This is a genomic window from Rhodopirellula sp. J20-39 (assembly GCF_057365095.1).
Map to the genome: position 1 here is coordinate 1580789 of NZ_CP195123.1, position 21589 is coordinate 1602377.

General features: G+C 55.5%; 7 protein-coding genes. 5 read left to right on the forward strand and 2 right to left on the reverse strand.

Annotated features, from left to right (window positions below; all coding sequences use genetic code 11):
• Positions 1-48: 48 nt before the first annotated feature.
• Complete coding sequence (locus ACR3ZL_RS05750) at positions 49-1266, forward strand: polysaccharide biosynthesis/export family protein (RefSeq protein WP_473648842.1); 1218 nt, start codon at positions 49-51, stop codon at positions 1264-1266.
• A gap of 570 nt (positions 1267-1836) precedes the next feature.
• On the opposite strand, the gene ACR3ZL_RS05755 is transcribed toward ACR3ZL_RS05750, so the two are convergent.
• Positions 1837-2427 carry a flagellar export chaperone FliS gene (locus tag ACR3ZL_RS05755; protein WP_473648841.1) on the reverse strand — a complete coding sequence of 197 codons (591 nt, stop codon included), beginning with the start codon at positions 2425-2427 and terminating at the stop codon, positions 1837-1839.
• Positions 2428-2772: 345 nt separating this feature from the next.
• Positions 2773-4818 (reverse strand): flagellin N-terminal helical domain-containing protein, encoded by a 2046-nt coding sequence (locus tag ACR3ZL_RS05760; protein WP_486173268.1) that lies wholly within the window; start codon positions 4816-4818, stop codon positions 2773-2775.
• Positions 4819-5393: 575 nt separating this feature from the next.
• On the opposite strand from ACR3ZL_RS05760, the gene ACR3ZL_RS05765 reads away from it, so the two are divergent.
• The 4 genes from ACR3ZL_RS05765 to ACR3ZL_RS05780 all read left to right on the forward strand — a co-directional run bounded on the left by ACR3ZL_RS05765 (position 5394) and on the right by ACR3ZL_RS05780 (position 21577).
• Positions 5394-6896 (forward strand): carboxypeptidase M32, encoded by a 1503-nt coding sequence (locus tag ACR3ZL_RS05765; RefSeq protein WP_473648839.1) that lies wholly within the window; start codon positions 5394-5396, stop codon positions 6894-6896.
• Positions 6897-7276: 380 nt separating this feature from the next.
• Complete coding sequence (locus ACR3ZL_RS05770; protein WP_473648838.1) at positions 7277-11710, forward strand: hypothetical protein; 4434 nt, start codon at positions 7277-7279, stop codon at positions 11708-11710.
• A 187-nt stretch (positions 11711-11897) separates the two neighbouring features.
• Positions 11898-20354: a hypothetical protein gene (locus tag ACR3ZL_RS05775; protein ID WP_486173269.1), complete on the forward strand. Its 8457-nt coding sequence runs from the start codon at positions 11898-11900 to the stop codon at positions 20352-20354.
• 5 nt (positions 20355-20359) lie between these two features.
• Complete coding sequence (locus ACR3ZL_RS05780; protein ID WP_473648834.1) at positions 20360-21577, forward strand: aminotransferase class V-fold PLP-dependent enzyme; 1218 nt, start codon at positions 20360-20362, stop codon at positions 21575-21577.
• Positions 21578-21589: the final 12 nt, after the last annotated feature.

Consider the following 21589-nt stretch of genomic DNA (forward strand, 5'->3'; position numbering starts at 1 on the left):
TTCTTGCACCACTCACTATCCGTTGGCCAAGCCCAGTCGAATGGGCTTATGCGAATCATCGCATGGGTCGTCGTTCTGGGATCCATCATTTGCCACGGCAACATGGTCGTCGCCCAACCACAACTGCTTGCCCATCGGCATTCAGCGACCACGATCGTAGCGCCGCAAATGGCACCGGTTGGTTGTCAGCAGTGTGGAACGGCGATGACGGCAACGTCGGGTGGATACGGTTGCCCGAAGTGCATGATGGGTGTCGATTGTGCGACAGCTTGCGGCAGCGAAGCCCGATGGCAAGACATGCGTCCGATGAAGTTTGATGCGTACGGTCCCGGAGGGTACGCAGGACCTTCGCGTTTGCAGCATTTGGCCCGCTATCATCTTCGTCCTGGTGATGAAGTGCAGATCGTCTATCTGGTTACACGTCGTCAGGACAATGGCCAGTACCGGTTGATGCCGGGCGATGAGGTTTCAATTGAATCCATCGCAGACGTTGATTTGAATCGTGGTACGCTGGAAAACGGGTTGCTGATTCAGCCTGACGGAACGATCACGGTGCGGTTGCTTGGCCAGATACAAGCGGCCGGACTGACCGTCCAGGGATTACGTGAGTTGCTGGAACGCGAGTACAAGGCATTCTACGACGACCCATCGATCGACGTGACGCCGGTTCGCACCAATACTCTAGCCGAAGACATTCGCGCGGCGGTGGGCGGACTGGGTGGATTCACGGCCCAGGCGATTACCGTGACGGTGATGCCTGATGGCCATATTCGCTTGCCAGGAATCGGCGGCGTGAACGTGCAAGGATTCACGCTAGAACAGCTCAAACGTGAAATCAATTTGCGTTATGCCGAGGTTGTTGTTGGGCTGGAAGTCGAGCCCATTCTAACGCAACAAGCTCCGCACTTTGTTTACGTGCTCGGCCAAGTGGGGACTCCTGGACGGCAAGAACTCACCGCACCCACCACTGTCTTAGGATCTATCGCGACAGCGGGTGGTCATCTGCAGGGCGGAAACCTCCGTCAGGTCGTGATTTTTCGTCGCGCCGAGGATTGGCGGTTGGTTTCGACAATGCTCGACTTGCAGGGAGCGATTCGTGGCAAACGACCGACGCCTGCCGATGAGATTTGGTTGCGTGACGGCGACGTCGTGATCGTGCCGGAACGCCCGATTCAACTGTTCAATCAGTTCGTCAACCAGGTCTTCACCGAGGGAATTTACGGCATTGTACCGTTTACCGGATTCGGGCTGTCACGCGAGCTGTAGACGTCCCAACGAGGACGCTTCAGTTGTGGAGTAGCCCCGTGTGAATACATCAACATCAGGGACCGTATCACGGCATGACCAGGCTGCAGAGTTTTGGTTCTGCTGAGCTCTTGGGCTGTTGATGTTTGCGGAACAAACGCAAGCTCAGGCAGAAGCCCATAGCGTGTGATTCGATGGGACAGCGATGCAGCGGCACCTACGCTTTTCCAACGTGACGAAGTCATCCTAAGGAATCACGGGGATCGTTTCGCCAGGTCTGGCACTCAGTTGAAAGAGGGAACGCGAAGACGTGGTTCGCGTGCGTTCCGGCAAAACGGAGCGTTGCAGAATGGCTGAGCATTCCAGGCAATCGCCGAGCATTTCAGAAAAGCGTAGTACGCTTGAGTGCTCGGTTGACGTCCTAGCCTTGGCTAAGCGTTAGTCGCTCAAACGGGATTCGTTTTCGACTGCTGGTTGCGGACGCACCGCAGGTCGTGCTTGGTCCCCCCCGTGTGCTGCGGTCTGTCGTGGTGCTGCAGTCTGTCGTGGTGCTGGCAGCTTGTCGGGGTGTTGCAGTCTTGTAGGTGCTGCCTAGCCTTGCAGGTTCAAACCGCCAGAAAGCAATTCTGTCGCTCGGTTCTTGGCCGGTGAATGGCCTGATTCCTGCATGCAGACCATTCGCCAGGTTTCGGCTTCGGTTTCCAGTACCAGACGAATTTCGTCGATCATGGTGGCGTCGCCGTTCGCTTCGGCACCAATCAGGTGCTGGCAAAGGAAGACGTAAAGATCGGCGACGGTACGGCACACTTCGACGGAATCATCCGTTACGCCACTGAGCAGTTCGGTCAGCAGTTCGAAAAGCTTCAGAGAGTGTTCGTTGGTACCCCGTTTGCCAGGATTTTCTCGCCAAACTTGAGCGAGGTGTCGTGCGACTTCCACGCCACGCTCAATCAGCATCATTCGCAACTTGGCGGGGGATGCCGAGGCGATCGCGGATTCGAGGTAGGTGTCACCGCTGCGTCGACCGAAATTGATCGAACCGTCGTTACCGGGTGGATTGGAGTCAACACCGAGGCGTCGTTCGTTGCCGTCAAACGCAGGTGCGGCGTAGTGAGACACGGCGGGACCGTTGACGGTTGAATCCGAAGGCGAATGCGTGATCATGTCGGCCGAATAATTCATGAGCTTGAGTCAATTCAAAGGATCGGAATTGTTTTGGAGTCTGACACACCCAATGGTTGTATCGGCATGTGCAACTGAAGTCTTTGTTGTCGTTTAGCTGGTCGTTACAATCGGAACCTGCGTAATCGGCATCTTCGTCGTGTTGGGATTTGCTGGCTTTGATCAAGGTGTGTGCGGCAAACACCTCGGTCGAACACTGCGACAAATACTGGGGCAACACAGACACCACATTTGATGGGAACTGCACGCTACCCGATGGGTTCGAAAAAACCCGACAGAAGCAAAGGCCTCTGCCGGGTTTCGAGCTTTGAAATGAGTCCCCCCGGACCAATTTCCCAATTAGTCTTAACGCAACAGCGACAAGACGTTTTGTGGGTTCTGGTTAGCCAGTGACAACACATTGGTACCGGACTGAACCAGGATTTGAGCACGGGTCAGGTTAGCTGATTCTTGTGCGAAGTCAGCGTCGCGGATCGAGCTTTCAGCTTCCTGAAGGTTGGCCTTGGTATCGTTGAGCGAAACCAGGTTGCTTTCCAGAGTCGTGCTTTGGAATGATCCCAAGCGGCCTCGTGTGCCGACAACCTTCTTGATGACTTCATCGATGATCTTGGCGGCACCGTTAACGTCGTTGGTCAAGCTCTTGGCTTGTCCGCTGCCCAGTTCGTAAAGACGACCGGATGCACCACCGAGCTTACCAGTCGAAACACTGCCGATACCGAGTGAAGCTTGTTGTGTGCTATTCACTGCTGGGCCGAGCTGGAAAGTCGCTCCACCACCGGTGATGCTGAACGAGAAGTCAGTACTGCTGCCTTCGTCGACGGTCAGGCTTAGATCAAGAGTCGATGTGTTGATCGACAACTTGTTGCCATTGCCGCTGGCTTGCACGCCATTGACACTTGCTTCGATGTCTTTACCGGACGAACGGGTTGCGGAAAGGCTGGTGACGAAAGCTCCGTCATCACCTTCGCTGATCACATCAACGCTAACGAGAGCGTCTGTGCCGTACGCGGTGCTGGTGAATGTCAAGTCGCTTGTTCCGGAAGCTTCGACCCCGGTTGCATCGCTGACCAAGTTGACGGCGGATTTGATTTGATCCAAGGTCGTGCCAGCACCGAAGTTGAATGTTTCTGCACCGTCGGTTCCGCTTAGTTGGAAGACAAGATCGTCTTTCAAACCCGCAGTTACCTTCGTCGCGGTTGCTTCAGCAGGAAGGTCGGTAGCGGAGATCGTGATGTCGTCGTTGTCGGATGTGGCATCGCCAGCAGCGTCAACGATATCCGCTGTGATGGAAGCATCCGATGCCGTGATCGCATCCTTGATGTTTGAAAGCGTGTTGGCGTCAGCATCGGTACCCAGGGAAACGGTTACCGTATTGGTGTCGGCATCAAAGCTTGCCGAGGCAGCAGCGTCGGCACCGGCAACGTAATTGACAGTGACGGCATCCAGGCCATCGCCGGTTACTGCAATATTGGCAGCTTCGCCGGCGGCCGCGTCGACTTTCGCGACGGCCGCGGTAGCGGCACCTGATCCATCACCGGAACTGGTGGCCACAAGGCCGTCGATACCGTTCAGAGCTGCCAAGACGTCATCAACGTCCGATGCGTTCGAATTACTATCGACTTCGATTACAATGTCACCGGATTCCGCACCCGTTTTCACGGTTGCAACATCGTCAAGGGTGTCGTTTACTTCCAGTTCAATACTAGCAAGCAAGTCAGCGTTACCGCGGACAGTGATGTCTTCGCCGCCTACCGTGATGGTCAGCTCGTTGACAGCAACTTCACTGTTGGAAGTTGGATCGATGTCAGCAGCATTAAATGCATCTGAAGAGATGTCGACGGAAGCCTTTTCAGCGGCTTTGGTGATGTCGACGCTGACGTCGATCTTGCCGGTCGATCCTAGCTTGGCTTGGTCGATCGACGAGTCTTTGATGCTTGAAACGCTACCGATGGTGCTGACGTAGTCTTGGGATCCGTCGAGCAGCTTACGACCTTGGAAAGTCGTTGTTTGTGCGATTCGGTTAATGGCTTCAAGTGATGAGTCGATTTGCAGTTGGTTCGCAGCAATTTCGTCGCTGGACAATGCACCCGAGTTACCGGCTTCGACAATAAGACCACGAACATCGTTCAACAAGTTGCTGACTTGGCCCAGGGCGCTGTCAGCGGTGCTGATGATTTGGCTGGCACGTTGTGTGTTGCTGATCGACTTAGTCAAACCGGTGATTTCGCTACGTAGAGCTTCACTGGCTAGCAATCCGGCCGGATCGTCGCTGCCGCTGTTAATGCGAAGGCCGGTGGAAAGACGAGTCAACGACTTTTGCAGGTCAGCGTTGCTGCTTTGTAGACGGTTCTGAGCGACCAAAGACGAAACGTTAGTGTTAATTCGAGTCATGTTTTAAATCCCAAAAGTGGGTTGATGTTTAGTTGGAACAGGCCGCTTATTCCGACTCAAAAAGACGAGTCAAGTTTGGCGGTCTGGAACACTCCGCTAGGAAGCTCAGCGTCCATGTCAACCATGGGACGCAACAACGAAACAGGCGTGCACACCATCACGGATTTGCCCAGAACGGATGCAAAAGGAAACGGCTAGGTTTGCGCGATCACTACAATCGTTGCGACACTTCGGGTGGCGGGCGCCGATAGGCCGCCAGGCCGGTTATGACGCCCGCAAAGTTTTCCCGACCAGCGCCAGCGAGAATGATGGGCGATGCGGTCGGAATCCAGTGATCGTTCGTGGATTTGAAAACCTGGCCCCCGAATGCGTTGAATAGTCGGTCGAACCGACAAGGTCACTGGTCTTCGTTCAGGTCAACCGAGAACCGAAGGTTTCGCCAATCGATTCAACCGGTACCGAGGTGAAGCCGAAGGGCAAGAATCCATGCCGGGTTGATGCAGCGGCGGGTGGATGATATCCCGGTGAACCTTCCGGAGCGGTTCCCCGTTGTTGCCCTATCACCGAAATCGATCATGACGAATTCTTCCAAGACGTTCGAAGTCCTGTGCCAGCACTTTCGCGACGCATCGCTTATTGAATCCGCGGCGGAATTGCTTGAGTGGGATGAACGGACGGGGATGCCACGCGGCGGCGGTGACTTCCGAGCTCGCCAGGTATCGCACCTGCGAGGTTTGGTTCATGAGAAAAGAACTTCGCCGAAGATCGAAGGCTGGCTAGCGGAACTGGACGGTTGGGATGAAGCCGCGGATACGAACCAGCCTATCGGGGCCACACTTCGATTGTTGAGGAAGGATTTTGACAAGCATCGTAAGCTGCCCCAAGATTTGGTCGAAGCGATTGCGTCGGCGACCGTTCGCGGTCAAGGAAGTTGGGAACGAGCCCGACGCGCGGATGACTATGCACAGTTTCAGCCTGCCTTGGACGAAATGATTTCGCTGCAGCGTCAGGCGGGACAGGCAATCGCGGAATCGGGCCAGACCGCTTATGAGGCTTTGCTGAATGAGTACGAACCGGGGGCCAAGGTCGCTCACCTGACGCAGGTGTTTGCCGATTTGCGAAAAGACTTGGTGGCTTTGGTTGACGAAATTCAAGGTCGACCAAGGCAAGCGGCACCTCTGTTGGATCAGAAGTTCCCTGTCGCGGCTCAGAAAGCCCTCAGCCGAACACTCGCCGAAGCGATCGGTTTCGATTTCGAACGCGGCCGATTGGATGAAACCTCGCATCCGTTTTGCACGACTCTAGGGCCGTCGGATTGCCGAATCCTAACTCGGTACGAAGAAGGGTTTCTGCCTACCTCGATTTTCGGAACGCTTCACGAAGCGGGGCACGGTTTGTACGAACAGGGCTTGCCACAAGATTGGTATGGGTTGCCGCCAGGACAATATGCGTCACTGGGAATCCACGAATCCCAATCGCGTTTGTGGGAAAACTTGGTCGGTCGGTCGCACGCGTTTTGGCAGCACTTCACTCCCTTGATGCGATCGACGTTTCCGGATCTGCTGGGCGATGTGACCACGGATCAGCTCCACACCATGTTTCACCAAGTCCAACCGTCGCTGATTCGGGTGGAAGCGGATGAGGTAACCTACAACCTGCACATTTTGGTTCGATTCGAGTTGGAACAAGCGTTGGTGTCGGGCGATCTGTCTACCGACGATCTACCGGTCGCTTGGGCGGATCTTTACGAATCCATGATTGGCATTCGTCCGCCATCGGCTGCCGATGGGGTGTTGCAGGATGTCCACTGGAGTGCCGGGTTGTTTGGGTACTTCCCCACCTACACGCTTGGAAACTTGGTCTCGGCTCAGCTTTTTGATTCCGCGAAAGACGCGATCAGTGATCTGGAAGGTTGCATTTCCAAGGGGGATTTCGCACCACTGTTGGACTGGCTGCGTAAGAACATTCACTGCCATGGACGTAATTACACCCCTGATGAATTGGTCGAAAACGCGACTGGGCGTCCGCTGTCGGCCGAACCGTTGATGGGCAGCCTGCGTGAACGTTATCTGGCTTGATCAGCTTTTGGTGGGACGAACCTACGGGCTAAGAAACGGATGATATCGGGGCGGATTGGCCAGTGCGGACAAAATAACGGGGGCACTCCGTCTCCTGTTTTGCCGGTTGGGAGGATTACGGGCTGTTGTCTGGGCGGGGAAGCCCGCCATTGCTCCACTTTTGCCTTTGCGGGTGGGGCAATTTACGTAGACTGAAGGGGCTCAAACTGCACTTTTCCTTCTGTTTTCGTCGCCTCGTTAAGAAGCGGCCACCTGCCCTCGTGGTTTCATCTGCTTTGTATTCCGCTTGTCGATTGCCGATACGACCTCCGTCGTCTGTTGCAAAGTCGCGGCGTGAGCCGGAGCATAGCCGCACTCGGACCACCACCGGCGTAGATCGAATGCTGCGATTTGCCGGTGTATTGATGGCATTCTTGGTGTTCAGCTCAGTCGATCATCCACGGGTTGCGGCTCAACCACCCGGGACGATGCCACCATCAGGATTGCTGCGCTCGGAGGCACCTTGGACCGGCCCGTTGCAGGGGATTCGCCCGAATGCGTTCTTGTTCCAGGACGAATCAAATACGCCGGTCGTGATCCCACGGATGTCGTTTGAAGAGATCGATCGGTTGCTTAAACGAGATCGTGGTCTTCGGGCGAGCGAGCAGATCGCGACTTTGGAACGGTTGGACCTCAATGGACATATCAGCCCGGAGCGTGCCGAACTGGAAGCCACGTTGGTCATCCGGTTTGATCCATCGGTGCTGCGACATACCGGACAACCGACCGCAGTCGTTGATCTCGGGTTCGAAGGTTCGAATCTGCTTGAGGCGGCGGACGTAAAGATTTTGGAACGTCAAGCTTCAATCAATGATGCCTACGTTTGCCTGCAGCCGGTTGATGAGGATTCGGATCAGCCCGGTGGCGGTTACCAATTGGTGATCCCGGTTGAAGCTTTGATGGGACCGGCCGATGCCGCGAACGATGCAGATTCCCCCGACGAAGATTCGCTGGCATCGCAAGAAACGGACCCTGGTTTGGATAGCGAAGACCCAACGAAGGACGTCGACGCTTATGAATCGACCACCTTGGTTACGCTGACGATGAAGTTTTCCAACCGAGTCGATGGCGTTTCACTGCGGCAGTCGGTGATGCAATTGAATTTGCCTAACGTCTCGACCGTGATGAACTTGGACTTCACGTCGCCCGACCGTTCGGATTCACAACAACCTGATGCCAACGCTGGCGAGAAACGGCCAGTGGTATCGCTGAATATGGTTGGCACGGGACGCGAAGTGGTGCGGCGAGTGGACTTGGACGATCGTTTTGTGATCGAGTGCGCCGGCGGCGATGTTTCGTTGAATTGGTTAACCTTGCCGGAGTCGCTCAACGAGACCGGTGACTTGATCGAGGTTGAATCGGAGGCCGAAGTTCAGTGGGATTCGCCCAGTGATCCGGTGGCAATGAACATCCGGCTGTTAACTCGCAACCTACGTGGACCCTTGCGGTCGTTTGAAACCCAGATACCCGCTGGGATGGTGTTGTTGTCACCACCGGAGTTGGTCAAGGTGAACTCCAATGGACGCAGCGGAAGTGACGCCACGCCGGGGGCCACTATCAGTAGTTCCAGTGCGAAGATCGGCAGCGAAAGCAATTTGCTGTGGGAAGTGCATGTCGTTCCAGGAGAACAACCGGGCTCGCGAAAGGTGGTCGCTCGTTGGGCAGGCCATGATTCCGTCGCAGCGGCGCCGTCGGCGGCCCAGCTTCGGTTGCAACTTAGGCAGTCGGCGGTAGAAGCGTCCGCGGGGCAGCCTTGGGTTTTAACCATCCCGGAAGTCGATCGCTCAATCGGGCACCGCGGCAGTGTGACGGTCCGCACTTCGGAAGACCATCGTTTGCGATGGCGGCCTCGGCTCGGGATTGATGCGATCGTTTCGTTGCAGGCGGACGACCAAAACGGTGATCTAAGTTATCCATTCCGATTCAGTCAGAATCGCTTTGAGTTGCCGGTTTGGTTATCCGCCAAACAGCAGCAACAACGGTTGAACGTGAACGTTGAACTCGAGGTCACTCGGCAAGCGGCCCGCGTGGAATTGGTGGTGCAAGCCGACGGAAGTGGCATCGATCCGAAGGGCTTGCGGATGGAGATGGGGGATTGGCGTTTGCTGGATATACGTACGTCAGAAACCGCCGTTTCGACCTCCATCAAGTCGTCCGACCCTAAGCTAGATATCAGCGCATCGGATTCAATCGTTGAATGGCAGGTGGATACATCCGATGGTAAGTGGCCGGACACTTATCGGATACTCGCTGAATTGCCCGCTCCGCTTCAGCTTCCTTTAAGTGAAGAGGACGATGCGGATCCGGTTGCTGTTGAAAGCACAAAAAGCTTGTTTGGCACGCTCGATTTGCCTCGGTTGATCTCGACGACTCCGTCGGTAGTCGTTTCCGATGTGCGTATGAACTTGGTCGATCGGCGACGCGAATCGTGGACGGTTGATCTTGCCCAAAGCCCCACGCTTCAACGATTGGAGACGGGACGCCGAATCCAGTTTCGAGTGATCAGTCCCGATTCACCGTGGACCTTGAAAGGCGAGTTTGCAACGAAGCCATTAAAATTGAGCTGGACAGCGAACGTCACGCTATTGCAGTCGGGCAACGAGTGGGCAACACGTGCGATTTGGTCGGTACAAAGCGATACGAATTTAGAGGGACGGTTACGGTTTTCAATGCCCGGCGTCGACCCGCAATGGTCGGTCGCGGTCAATGGCACGCCGGCTATCGTGCGGTTGGTGGACAGTGGGGAATCATTGAACGACGAGGCTCCAGTCGATGTCCCGGATGATGTCGACGAAGAGGAAACGGTGAACTCGGCCAGCGATGTGTCATCAAGTGCAACCGTGGATCAGCTCGGTACGAACAAGCCTAAAACGCCGCCGACCAGTAACGCCGGTCTTACGAAGCGGCAGTTATGGGAAATCGTTTCACCCGAGCTTGCCGTAGGAACTCATCAAGTCGAACTTAGCTTCCGTCAACCGATCCCACTGTTGTCGGACGACTCCGCGTTTGTCGGACGAGGCGATTCCAATGGGATGATTGCTAGTAAACTAGTGGTCCCTACGCCCGTCGCTGATCAAGTCGATATTCCTACGCCTGTGGCGGTTGGCATTCCTACCGGGATTGCTGATGCGAGCGGATATGTTTGGCGTTTGACGCCACGCTTTGACGGAATCTTGTCGGATCTAATCACCGCCGGCGATTTCAAACAACGCTCGGTCGAGCGTGAAGAGACGGGGGATGCATCGATCAATGATGTCGGTTCGTCTCGTCGAACTAGTGAGCAGTGGCTTTTTCGAGTGCTCCCCGATTTTGCGATCCCGGTGACATTGCGCAACCGTGATGGAGAAGAGCAGCTTACCGAGGTTCCTCGTTCGTTCTTGCGAAGCTTGATTGGTGAAGACTTTCGGCATGAACACCTATTGGCGTTGGTGCAGCGAGGGCAACGGGTTCGATTGGGATTGCCGCCGACGCTGAAGACCATCCGTGTGGAAGTGCGATTGGATGGACAGCCGATCGCCAGTACGCGAGATGCGTCAGGCTTGAGGATTGATCTGCCGAAGCTTGATTCGGCAAGTTTGGATGCGAGGAACGCTGCGAATCGAAGTAGCCAAGCCAGTGGATCGGCAGTCGATTTAAAAACGAAACCAGCCGACGGTGAACCAATGGAAGAGGGGCAGCTTTCACCTCGCTCGACACAAGCGGCGCACTTGTTGGACGTTCGGATTTGGACCGAGACGGCTAGCAGCCCCTGGTGGTCTCAGATTCGACCAATGCTTCGGTTACCCGTGGGGTCGGGATTGCAGTACTGGCAATTGGTTGTGCCGACAGACTCACATTTGTTTTGGGCCTCGTCGCAATCGGGACGCGCGATGCATTGGCAGCGTGATCAATTGCGGATGGCGCGTTTGCCATCCATGACCGATCGAGAATTGATCCGCTGGACCAGCGATTTGAATTGGCAATTCGGTGAGGACGCGAGGGTGCCGGTCGACGGTTCCGCTTCGATGGCCGATTCCCTGACGGCTGAAATGGTACGTGAATCGTTGTCGGATTCCTCTTTCACGGTTCCGGGGAATCGATATTTGTTCTTCGCGGGAAGCTCACACTCATTCCATGCGATCACCGTTTCACGGACGTTGTTGTGGCTCGGCGTCGGTTCGCTAGTGCTGATTTTGGCGGTTGCGTTCGAATGGTTTCCTTCACTGCATCATCCGCTTACCGCTTTCGTGTTAGCTATCTTTTTGGCTGGTATCTTAGTGCTGGCACCGGACGGTGTCGTTCTGACAGCCCAACTCGTCATGATTTCGCTTAGTTTGGTCGCGGTGTTCTACGCCATATCGGCCATTGTGGTCCCACGGAATGGTCAGCGTGTTTTGGCGTCGGGTGCCAACGGCAGTAGCCAGCGAGTTCGCGGGTCACAAATGGAACGAGACGAACGTCGGTCGGACTCAGCTAGCCAACGGCGACGCAGTGATGATGAACGCCGCAGCGCATCCCCGATCGACAAACCATCTAGGGCAAGCGGTGATGGAAACGGTATCCATGACCAAAACGCGGGAAGAGGAAATGACTCACCCACGCGTAGTGTTGGCTACGAGGGGAGCCCGACGGTCGGCACGACGCGGGAATACATTGGGACGGATAGCACGCCGATGTCAAAGCCAGCGGCCCCATCGGTCGAGCCTGATTCCGCTTCACTGCACGATGTCGATTTGAAGTCGAAACTGGGATCGCCCACGCAGACTGAGGTAACCGGCGACGATGTTTCAAGCTGAAACACAGCGGAATGTTCTGTCGCTGCGTTTTTTTCAACAATCGCAGCGAAATGCCGGAGGGTGCCTGCTAAGGGTGCGCGTAGCGATATGCTTGTTATGGATACTGATTCCCGGGTGGGGAATGTCGGTGGGGGCTCAAGAGGTTGACGGGAAAGATCCAGTCACTTCAAGCAGCGCGGAAGCATCCGTGCCGGACTCGTCACCGGTTAGCGGTTCCAATGATGATGGCTCAAAAGATAATGGTTCAGCCGAACGATCGAGAGAGAAGTCAGGCGAGGTACCACTTGATGAACCCGCGGGTGCAACCGCTGGCGAGCAGGGTGATGATTCAAGCGATGGTGAAGTTGTCGCTGGTGACGATACCGACATGGCAAATGAAACGTCCGACAATGGTAAGGAAATTCGGGACGAGGCGAACGTAGAAGATTCTGAAAGCGAGTCGCGATCAACCATCGCCCCGGTTCCGGCGACGGTGGAACTTCCACCAAACCGCTTGGCGGCTCCCAAATGGAGAGGCCGTACACCGCGATGGATCGGGATGTATGGTTCGCAGATTGCGGATTTGGTGCCGTTTGATTTTCGGCCAATCTCGATCAAAGAACTCGGTGCGGCGATCGAACAGAGCAGCACAACAGGGCAACGTGAAACGTTTTTGCCGGTTGCAGTCTGTCGTGTGTTTGCCACTGTGGAGCATCCTCGTGCTCTCGCTCAATCAATTGAGAAATCGCCGGATTCTGAACGCGACCTATCCCTAGAATCCGTCGCCGGTCGTTCGAGAGGAGCCCAGGTCAACGCGACGCTTCGAAGTCTATCGACCCAGTTGATTTGTCCTGAGCAAACAGGCTCAATGAGCAGTTCCGGGGTGGCGGTGTCATCGGTGGCTGTGGATCCGCGTTCAGGTTTGGAACGCTATCGGCTTGGGCCGGTCAACTTGGCTGTTGAGCCTGTTTATGAAACTTACGTTCCTCGGCAAGGTGCGTCGACCGCTATTGCAGAAGGTCAACAGGCTGCGATCTCTAGCCAAACTGGTGAATTGTTTTTGTCGGCGAAGCCGGGGGCGATCGTCGACTTGGACTGGACGTTGCGGTCTCGATTGGTTGATGGCGGACATGAGTGGAATGTCCGACTACCTGAATCAAGTGTGACGGAGTTCTATCTGCAGGTTGGTGACCAAGAGATTGTAGAAGTCGACGGTCAACTTGCCGTCGAGGTAACTTCGTCGTTCATCCAAAAACAGGCTCGAATGCACGAGGTCGATTTGGATTTCGGTAAGCGGGCGATGGAAGGTCGGTGGTACCGCGTGGAGCCAAAGCCGGCTGGGCTGTGGACATTGACGGTGCGACCCGAGACGGCGGAATCGACGGCATTGGCGGTTGTTCGAGGTTGCCGTATCTCGGCCCGGTGGGCAGGCGATCGTTTGCAATGGACGGCAAGGTTGACGATTGATCGCCAAGATCGTCTGCCTGATGTGCGTTGGAATCACGGTGAGGTCACGAGCGTTACCCAGGACGGCCAAGCAATGGTGCCGGGGGCGCCACGAAGAGATTTCGCGAACGCGTCGGAGTCTACAGGTGCGTTGTTGGCGGCGGACCGTCGTGCTTCCCAGCCCCGTTCCACTTCAACGATTTTGACCTACCAAGGTGTTACAATTCCGAACCCGAATGAGTCTCGCGTCTCGCTACCGACGCCGCTCTTTCCGAGCGACAAGTGGCTGGTACCGCCACAGGTTTGGCAATTGCAACTGGACATGCCAGCCGCTTTCGACGTCACCGATTGGAAGACGCCAGAGGATTGGGCTGTACGGGCAGCAGCGAAAGATCAACTTGGACTGGAATCTGCAGCGGCGGTGGTCGATGCGACGGATCAGCGTTTGCAAGATGCGCGGGTTTCCGATTCCCGGTCCGCTGAGGAGCAGACGGTGATGAATCGCTGGGTGGGCGTTGGTCCTGCTCTCACGCCATCGGATCCTTGGTCGATTGCGATCCGCCGGCAGTCGGACTTGGTTTTTGCGCGTCATCAAATTCGTTTTGAAATGGATGAAACGTTCATTCAGGGACGCGGAAAGTTGATCGTCGAACTGCCTCCGAATTCCATCCAACCGATTGAATTGGAAACGCAACCTGGATTTCAGTTTCAGTTTGTGGGCGTGGGAGAAAGCCGTCGCAACGCAACGACTCAGCTCAACGCGGATGAGCGAGGACGGCTTATCATTTGGCCCGATGCAAGTGAGATTGTCGATGGGCGTGTGACGATCTATGCAACCGCGAAAGCAAGACGGGCGGTGTTGGGCTCCAGTAGGAAAGCAGATTCGCCGGAACGGGTGCAGAAAATTGGCCGCCGTCAGTTGGATAAACCGGAAAGTGTTTCGCAACCCTCGGTAAGCCCACCGCTGGCCGAGATAAACGGCTTTTTAAGCTCAGGCCAATCGGATGCGAGCACCCTCGTTTCGACTTCCGTTACCGAAAGCGTGTCGGCTTTGCGGTCCAAACCACAAGCCAATTCAGTGAGCGGTCAGGATGCCAAAAGGCCACGATCGGGTGAGAGTCCTACGGCGTCCAATGACGTGCGCCAGACCGTACGTCCGTTGTGGATGATGCGGGTCGCGAACTGCCCGGGGCAACTTTTGGCTACGATCATTCCGCCTGCGGATCTAAGTTGGACAGCGAGGGCGGCGATTCACCCGGCGCGGATGGAGTTTTCGGAATTAACAGCGGGGCAGCGACGATTCTTTGCTCCACTTCCTGGCGATGCAATCGTACTGGGGAACACGATCGAGGAAACGCCGCAAATCGAGTTAGAACGACCGGATGTCGATTTGTCGGTATCGATTCGAACTACGCTAGAATTATTGCCCACCGCGAAGCCGGTTTCGCGAGCCACGAAGGGTTCATTGCGTAAGGCTCAGCAAACGAAATCGCCTGGCGTGCGACAAACCGTAGAGGTCAAGACAGAAGGTACCTCTGGAACGATTTCCGTGATGCGGTTGCGGGTTGCTGGTGACAGTCAGGGCGAACAGAGTCCGCCCCAATTCGATTGGTCGATTCGCGTGCTTCCGGGGAATCCGGAGTTGCCAATTGCGGCGAACCAAGTTCGACAGAGATGGATCAAGTCATTAGGCGTCTGGGAAATGCGGATCTCGCTGCCTACATCGCATTCGCATCAATCGTGGTTGGTAGGGCGACGCGCGATTCGATGGGGCGATGCTGATAACCAACTGGACCAAAGGTCTGCTGTCATTGGTTTGCCGAACATTCCCGAGGCTGTCTCGCAAGCGGCAGAGGTTTGGATTGATTCCGATTTGCAATTGGATCACCACCTCAACGCATTGGTCGGCGTGCCCACATTGGAGACTTCAGATAACCAGTATTCACGATATCGTTACGAAGCAGACGACCAGCCCTCCATTGTGGTGACGAAACGTTTGCACAACCCACCCCAGGGTTTGGTGCTTGGACAGCGATTGCGAAGTTTAGCTTCGGTCAGTGGCACGGACAGTCTGAAGATGACTTGTTTGGTGCAAGCGGATTCTCAAGTGAGTGTCACCTTTCCTAACCATTTGCATCTGATGCAAGTCCAAGTCGATGGTAAGCGTATAGATTTGCAGCGGGTTGAACGGACGAACTTAGGTGGCGAAAGTGAAGTCTTGATTCCTTTCGATTCGGATCAGTTGAACCGTTGGCAACTGCTCAGCATGGAGTGGGTAGCGTCTTCCAGGCACAATGGTTGGTTTCGGTACTACTCAGTACCACGAATTCAAATCAATGAGTTGGTGATCGATGCGAGCGACGAAATTGTCGCTGCCGCGGGAACCCAGTTGTTTACTCCCGACCTGCAATTGTTGGGTCGTTTGTTGGAATGGTCGCGATACTTCACCGCATCCCAGGAGTCGAATTCCGATTCCTTGTTGACGGACACCGCGATAAGCTGGCGACAACCGGGCAGTCCCATCGTGCTGCTAGTTCCAACCGGGTTTCTGGGCGGCGTGGGGTGGATCGCGGCATTGGTGTTGTTGGGCATGGCGCGGATGGTTGGCATCGATGGAATGCGTATCATCGCCCTTGGGATCGTGTTGGCGTTTATTGCCGGATTGCTTTGGCCAAAGACTTTGGTCGCCATGGCTACTTTTATCGCTTTACCGCTAACGATCGCGGCAATGCAGATGACCACGTCAACCTGGTTGAGGCAGTCCAAGCCAGTGGATTCCGGCCCCACGGATCCTGGAGTAGCTGAAAAGGCTCCGGTCAAGAGTAGCCGAAACGTAGAACTGGGACGCGACAATACCGACAGTGACTTTTCAACGTCGGCCGTAATGCGAACCCTCTTGTTACTTATTTTGACTCTGGGGGGGCCAACCGCGATTGCGCAGACAACCTCACGAGACAACACGTCGTCGGATAGTTCCGGTAGAGATGAGAGCGGTGGAGTTGCGAACGGGACGACATCCGATGCGTCTCGAACGCCGTCGTCGACTTCGCCTGAGAACCTGTCCGGTGGAGCGGTCGATGTACTGGTGCCGTTGCAACCGGATGGTCAGGTCTTAGGGGACAAGGTCTATATTCCTGAAGCGTTTTTCAACGAGTTGTTCTTTCAGCAACCGGGGCCACCGATAGAATCAGCGATGATTGAGCGAGCAAACTACCGTTTGCAACTCAGTCCGATTTTGGTGCAGGCGACTGGGCCGCCCGAGTCAGTGTTGGAATCCATGCAGCGGAATCAGAGCGTCCGTTTGACGGTGCAACTGCGTGTTCGAATTCCGAAGAACGCACGCCGGGTACGTTTGCCCTATCAAGCGGATGATGTCTTGTTGATCCGCGCGTTTCAGCATGAAGGGACCGAAACGAGGCTGCGTTCAGGCCCTGACGAAAATGGATGGCAATGGATTGAAACCCGTGGTGCCGATTCGTTGAACGTCGAAATTGCATTGCGTTGTCGAGTTGACTGGCAAGATCCCTGGGCATCTGTGGAAGTCGATCTTCCTTCGTTGGCCGTTTCGAATCTTGTTGTCCAGCGACAGCGTGGGATCGGTGGCATTTTGATGCAGGATGGCTTTTCGAGTTGGTCGGTGGCGACGGATCGTCCTTCAACAGTAGACCCGTTTGCTCAAGACAGTGAGCTGATCCCGTTGGGAACGATGAAGCGTCTTGACCTGCGTTTTCAATTTACCAACGACGAGAAAGTGACATTGCCCTGGGATCGTTCTTCCGCTTGGAAGACTCGGTACTGGGTCTATGTGCAAAAGGATATGTCAGTCGTCGAATGTGAAATGCAGCCGACGGTTTCATTGCCCCCGGGGGCGATGGTCACGATCCGATCGCGTGGTGGCGATGCAAGGCTATTGTCGGAACATTGGCGAATCTCACCCATCGATGGCGATGCAATCGGGAAGGAAAACGAAATCGTTCCGCAGTCCGATTCTAAGAATGTGAATGGGACCATGGAGGAAAAGAGTCAAGGTGATCAGGTGCTTCGTTTGACCGCGTTGTCATGGCCGATTCGCCCCATTCGTTTGGGTTGGACTATTTCGAGCAAGCAGCAATCAGCAGGTGGACGCGGCTCTGATTCGACTGCTGGAAAGGTCGTTTTAGCCGACGATCTTCGGACGCAGGTTGATCCAAGCCCGGCAAATCAAACCACTGAATCCGACTCCAACGCAGCCAATGCGGCGAAGTCGAGATCTTGGGTTGTTCGTTTACCGCAAACATTCATCGGTGATGACGGCCGAGATCGGAACGCGGCCGTCCCAGGTTCGGGAGTCGAATCAGGTGCGGGTTCCGCTGCGAAGCGATCCGCGGTTTCCGCTAGCAGTTCCAGTAAAAGTACTCTTGGGGCTGCAGACGCTGGCGTAGCTCGAACGCCTTCCAATGAGCCGCCTTGGATTGCTTGGTCGTTCGCGAATGACGTCCGTCCCGATTGGGCAAAGATGGTGAGCCTTGAACCGCTATCGGTCGACCAGTTTTATGCTCAATGGACTGGCTATCTGCGCTCGATTGACCGGGCCACCGTGGGGCGGGTTGAAGAGTTGGTGCTGCAATCGGTGAGTGTTTCCAGCCCGCAGTGTTTGACACGCCATGACATTCACATCACGCCCACTGAACAGCACATCGAATACCTGGCCGAGGTAAAGCCACCGGCGGTTGCCAATGATGATGATTTATCGGCGACCCGTTACGAGTTGCGATTACCGAAAGGGGCTCGTTTACTGGATTGGCGTTACGCGGCGCAGGGAACCGGTACGGTATCGCCATCGGTAGATCCGACGGATGTTGACACGCCTAACGCATCGACTCCTACGTCGACCAGTGGAGGTGTTAATCCTTGGAGTGTTGTACGTGAAGACGATCAAACGATACTTTACTTAGTCGGACCGGCGGGTGGATTTGTTGTCGAAGTAGACGCGTCGATGCCGCATCCGGTTGCCAATCGAAACCCTAAGGCATTGAACCTGACCGATGGATCGGGGCAGCTAGATTCGGCTTCGAGTCAAGAGGCTGGCAAGCGTCAGCTAACGGGCGGGAAGCCCGTTTCGTTAGGATGGTTAAGGTTGCGGCGTGTCGCCGAGTCGAAGGACTCACAAGACTTGGATATCCATGATGTCCAGGTAACACGTGCGGTGAACGTTACGCTGGATTGGGATCAGGCACTTTCAGGTGAATTGGTCGAAGACAGCGGCAAAGACGATGCATCGTTGTTAACCGCTGGTAAAGTCCTCGTGCAGCGAGTCACTGGGACCGGTGCGATTGAAACAGCACTGGGCAAGCCGACTTGTCGTGTGAAGACAATCACCAAGCCCTTGGATCTCGATTCGCGAATTTCACTTCGCTGGGACGAGGGACGTTGGACGGCACAAACGGATTGTCTGATCACCAGCCCGCACTGTCCTGACTTTATTGATATCGCTATTCCAACACGATGGTGTGATTCGCTTCAGATCGAACCGCAGTGTGTCTCGTCACGCCAGCCGACATTGGATCCTGCTTTGCAGGTCATGCGAATCGATTTGCAGCCCAGCACACCGGGCGGGGATCCGGTGCGAAAGTTCCGGCTGATTGGACGATTGGCCGTCAGCGAAATTTCTCGGGTGAGCGTGCCGGGCATTCGAGTGCTCGATGCTCGACGACACCGAATTGATGTTGTGGTTCCCACCCGGCTGACGAATGAACAAGTTCGCTGGCGTAGCAACTTTGCTGGGCCAATTGAGCAGCCGCGTTGGCGGATAGCGGACTTTGTCTGGTCTGGCGATGCCACGAAACAGGCCGCCGATGATGTGGAATTGTCGGTGTACGCCATCACCGGTCCTGGTTGGTCGATTGATCTAGAGACGTTGCCACGCACCGATCGACGTGCCGAACTGTTGCACACCGATCACCGATTTCTAGTACGTCCCCAAGATGCAACCGCAGTGATTGTTAGTCGGTTCGATGTATTGCCGGGTGATCAAACACAATTGCGTTTGCTGGTTTCGGATTCCGCTAAGCTGCAAGGCGTGTGGGCGGCGGGGCGACCAGCAAGTCTGCGACCTCGAGAAGTAGAAGACATGGAGCCATCGCAATGGGAGGTTTCACTTCCCTACAGTCGACTTAGCCAAAGCGTCGAGGTTTTGACGGAGATTGATCTGGCCAGCAAAGCTTTTGCAGGCCAGTTTTCGCAGTATCAATTGCCGGAATTGCTTGGGATGACTTCGCCTGTTTCGCAATCCTCCCAATCCAACGTAACGGTGAACTGGTGCGAAATTCCGACGCGAGGTCATACGCATAATCGTCTTGAAACGTCATCATGGATACACTCGCCGATTTCGACTGAGCAACGTTGCCAAATACTCGCGTCGAGCGTCGTTCGAGCGATTGCAGCTTCGTCGGATGCATTGGCTGAACGGCGAGACGAGGAAGTCGCCGCCTGGATGCGAACCTGGATCGCTCGCTACCGAATGCTTGCTCGCTCGGTCGGCAGGTTGCCCGGTGACCAAGCATCGCCTTCCGATGCGGGGGCGATCGCATTTGCCGCCATTATCAACGAAGACGATGATTCCGTGCTGAACTGGGATGACATGGATGGCTATATTTTAAACGAAGAGACGCGTTATTTTTCTGCTGAGCGAGAAGCGTTTGCGGATGCCGAAAAAGCGGGAGTCGAAGTCATGGCGATGGATCCCGAGGCCGATGCAACGTGGGCTGATTTCTTATCAGTTATGCCGCCACCTGGTTATTCCCCGCGTTGGACGTTTCAATGGGACCAACCGTTTGTGCCAGTCACCCGGCTGGCTGAAAATCATCTGCCGCTTCCTGAATCAACCCGACAGCAAATCTTGCGAGCTTTCTTGTTTGTTGCCATTGCCGGATTCGTGCTTGTGTCAGCATTGTTTCCGAGCCCAGTGTCTCGACGAGTGTCTACTCTCGATAATGATCGCGATGATGACTTGCGAAGCGAAACAGACTCATCGGTTAAGAAAGTCCGAACAGGACGGCGACAAACGTTGCTCGCTTCGTTGCAGCACCCTGCGTCGTGGCTGTTCGTCCTGGGGGCGGTCGGTTTGGTGTCGATGCCGATACCGATGGCATTAGGGTTGATGCTTGCAGGAATCGTGTTGGGAGGTTTTCAGCTCGGGACCGGTTTGTGGCGTGATTGGCGTCCCTTTCAAAAATCATGACCTCGATGCCCGCTTCTAACGACCGTTCATCGCAGCGGCTGTATCTCGATCACGCATCCACCAGTTGGCCTAAGCGTGAGGGGGTGATCGAGGCGATGGCCACCTTCATGACGGAGTGCGGTGCCAGCGCGTCGCGAGGTCAATATGCGATGGCCCGGCAAGCGAGTTCGCTCGTTCAGCAAACTCGCAATCGGTTGGCCAAGGCTATGAATGCCGAAGATGCGACATGCATATCGTTCCAGCCCGGTTGCACGGTGGCGTTGAATGTTGCGATTCATGGAATCGTTCGTCCCGACGATCACGTGATCGCATCAGCGGTGGAACACAACTCTGTCTTGCGACCGATGTTTGCTGCCACAAGGCATCACGATATCGTCCCCGGCGATTCCAATGGACTTATGCAGGTGGACCGCATTGTTAGCTCGGTTCGTGATTCAACTCGCCTGATTGCATTGTCACACGCGTCCAACGTCACCGGGATTGTGCAGCCCGTGAGCAAGCTAGCGGCTGAGGTTACCAAGCTAAACCTGGACCGGCCGGCCGATCGTCAAATTGTGGTGTTGTGTGATGCGGCCCAGACCTTCGGCTATCTGCCAGTTGATGTGAGTGAGTTGGGAGTCCAGCTATTGGCCGTGCCAGCCCACAAGGGATGTGGTGGCCCGTCTGGGATTGCGGCGTTGTATGTTCATCCGTCGCTGCATGCTTCAATCCGTCCGCTAATTCAAGGTGGCAGCGGCCACGATGGGCTATTGGAAACGATGCCCACAGAGATGCCATCCCGATTGGAGCCGGGCACAATGAACATTCCCGCAATCGCCGGTTGGAACGCGGCCCTTGTCGATGTTGATGCTACCGCCAGTTGGCCATCAGTTTCGGCGAGGCTCGACGAACAAGCAGCCCGGTTGCTCGACGGTTTAGCCTCTATCGCTGGCGTGCGCGTCCTGTGTGGTCGTGAGAGTGGTCAATCCAATGACCTGCCCATCGCTAGCATCGATTTCGGACCGATGCTGCCACCGTCGGACGCCGCCGCGATCCTCGATCACGATTTCAGTATCGATGTGCGAGCGGGGTTCCACTGCGCCGCAAGGATTCACGATTGTTTGGGAACCCAGTCCGGCGGCACGCTGCGGATCAGTTGCGGGCATACCACAACGGACGCCGATATCGACCGAGTCGTTAACGCGATCGCCGAGATTGCATCGTCGCTTTCATTCCCTGTCTGACGCTTAGTCAGC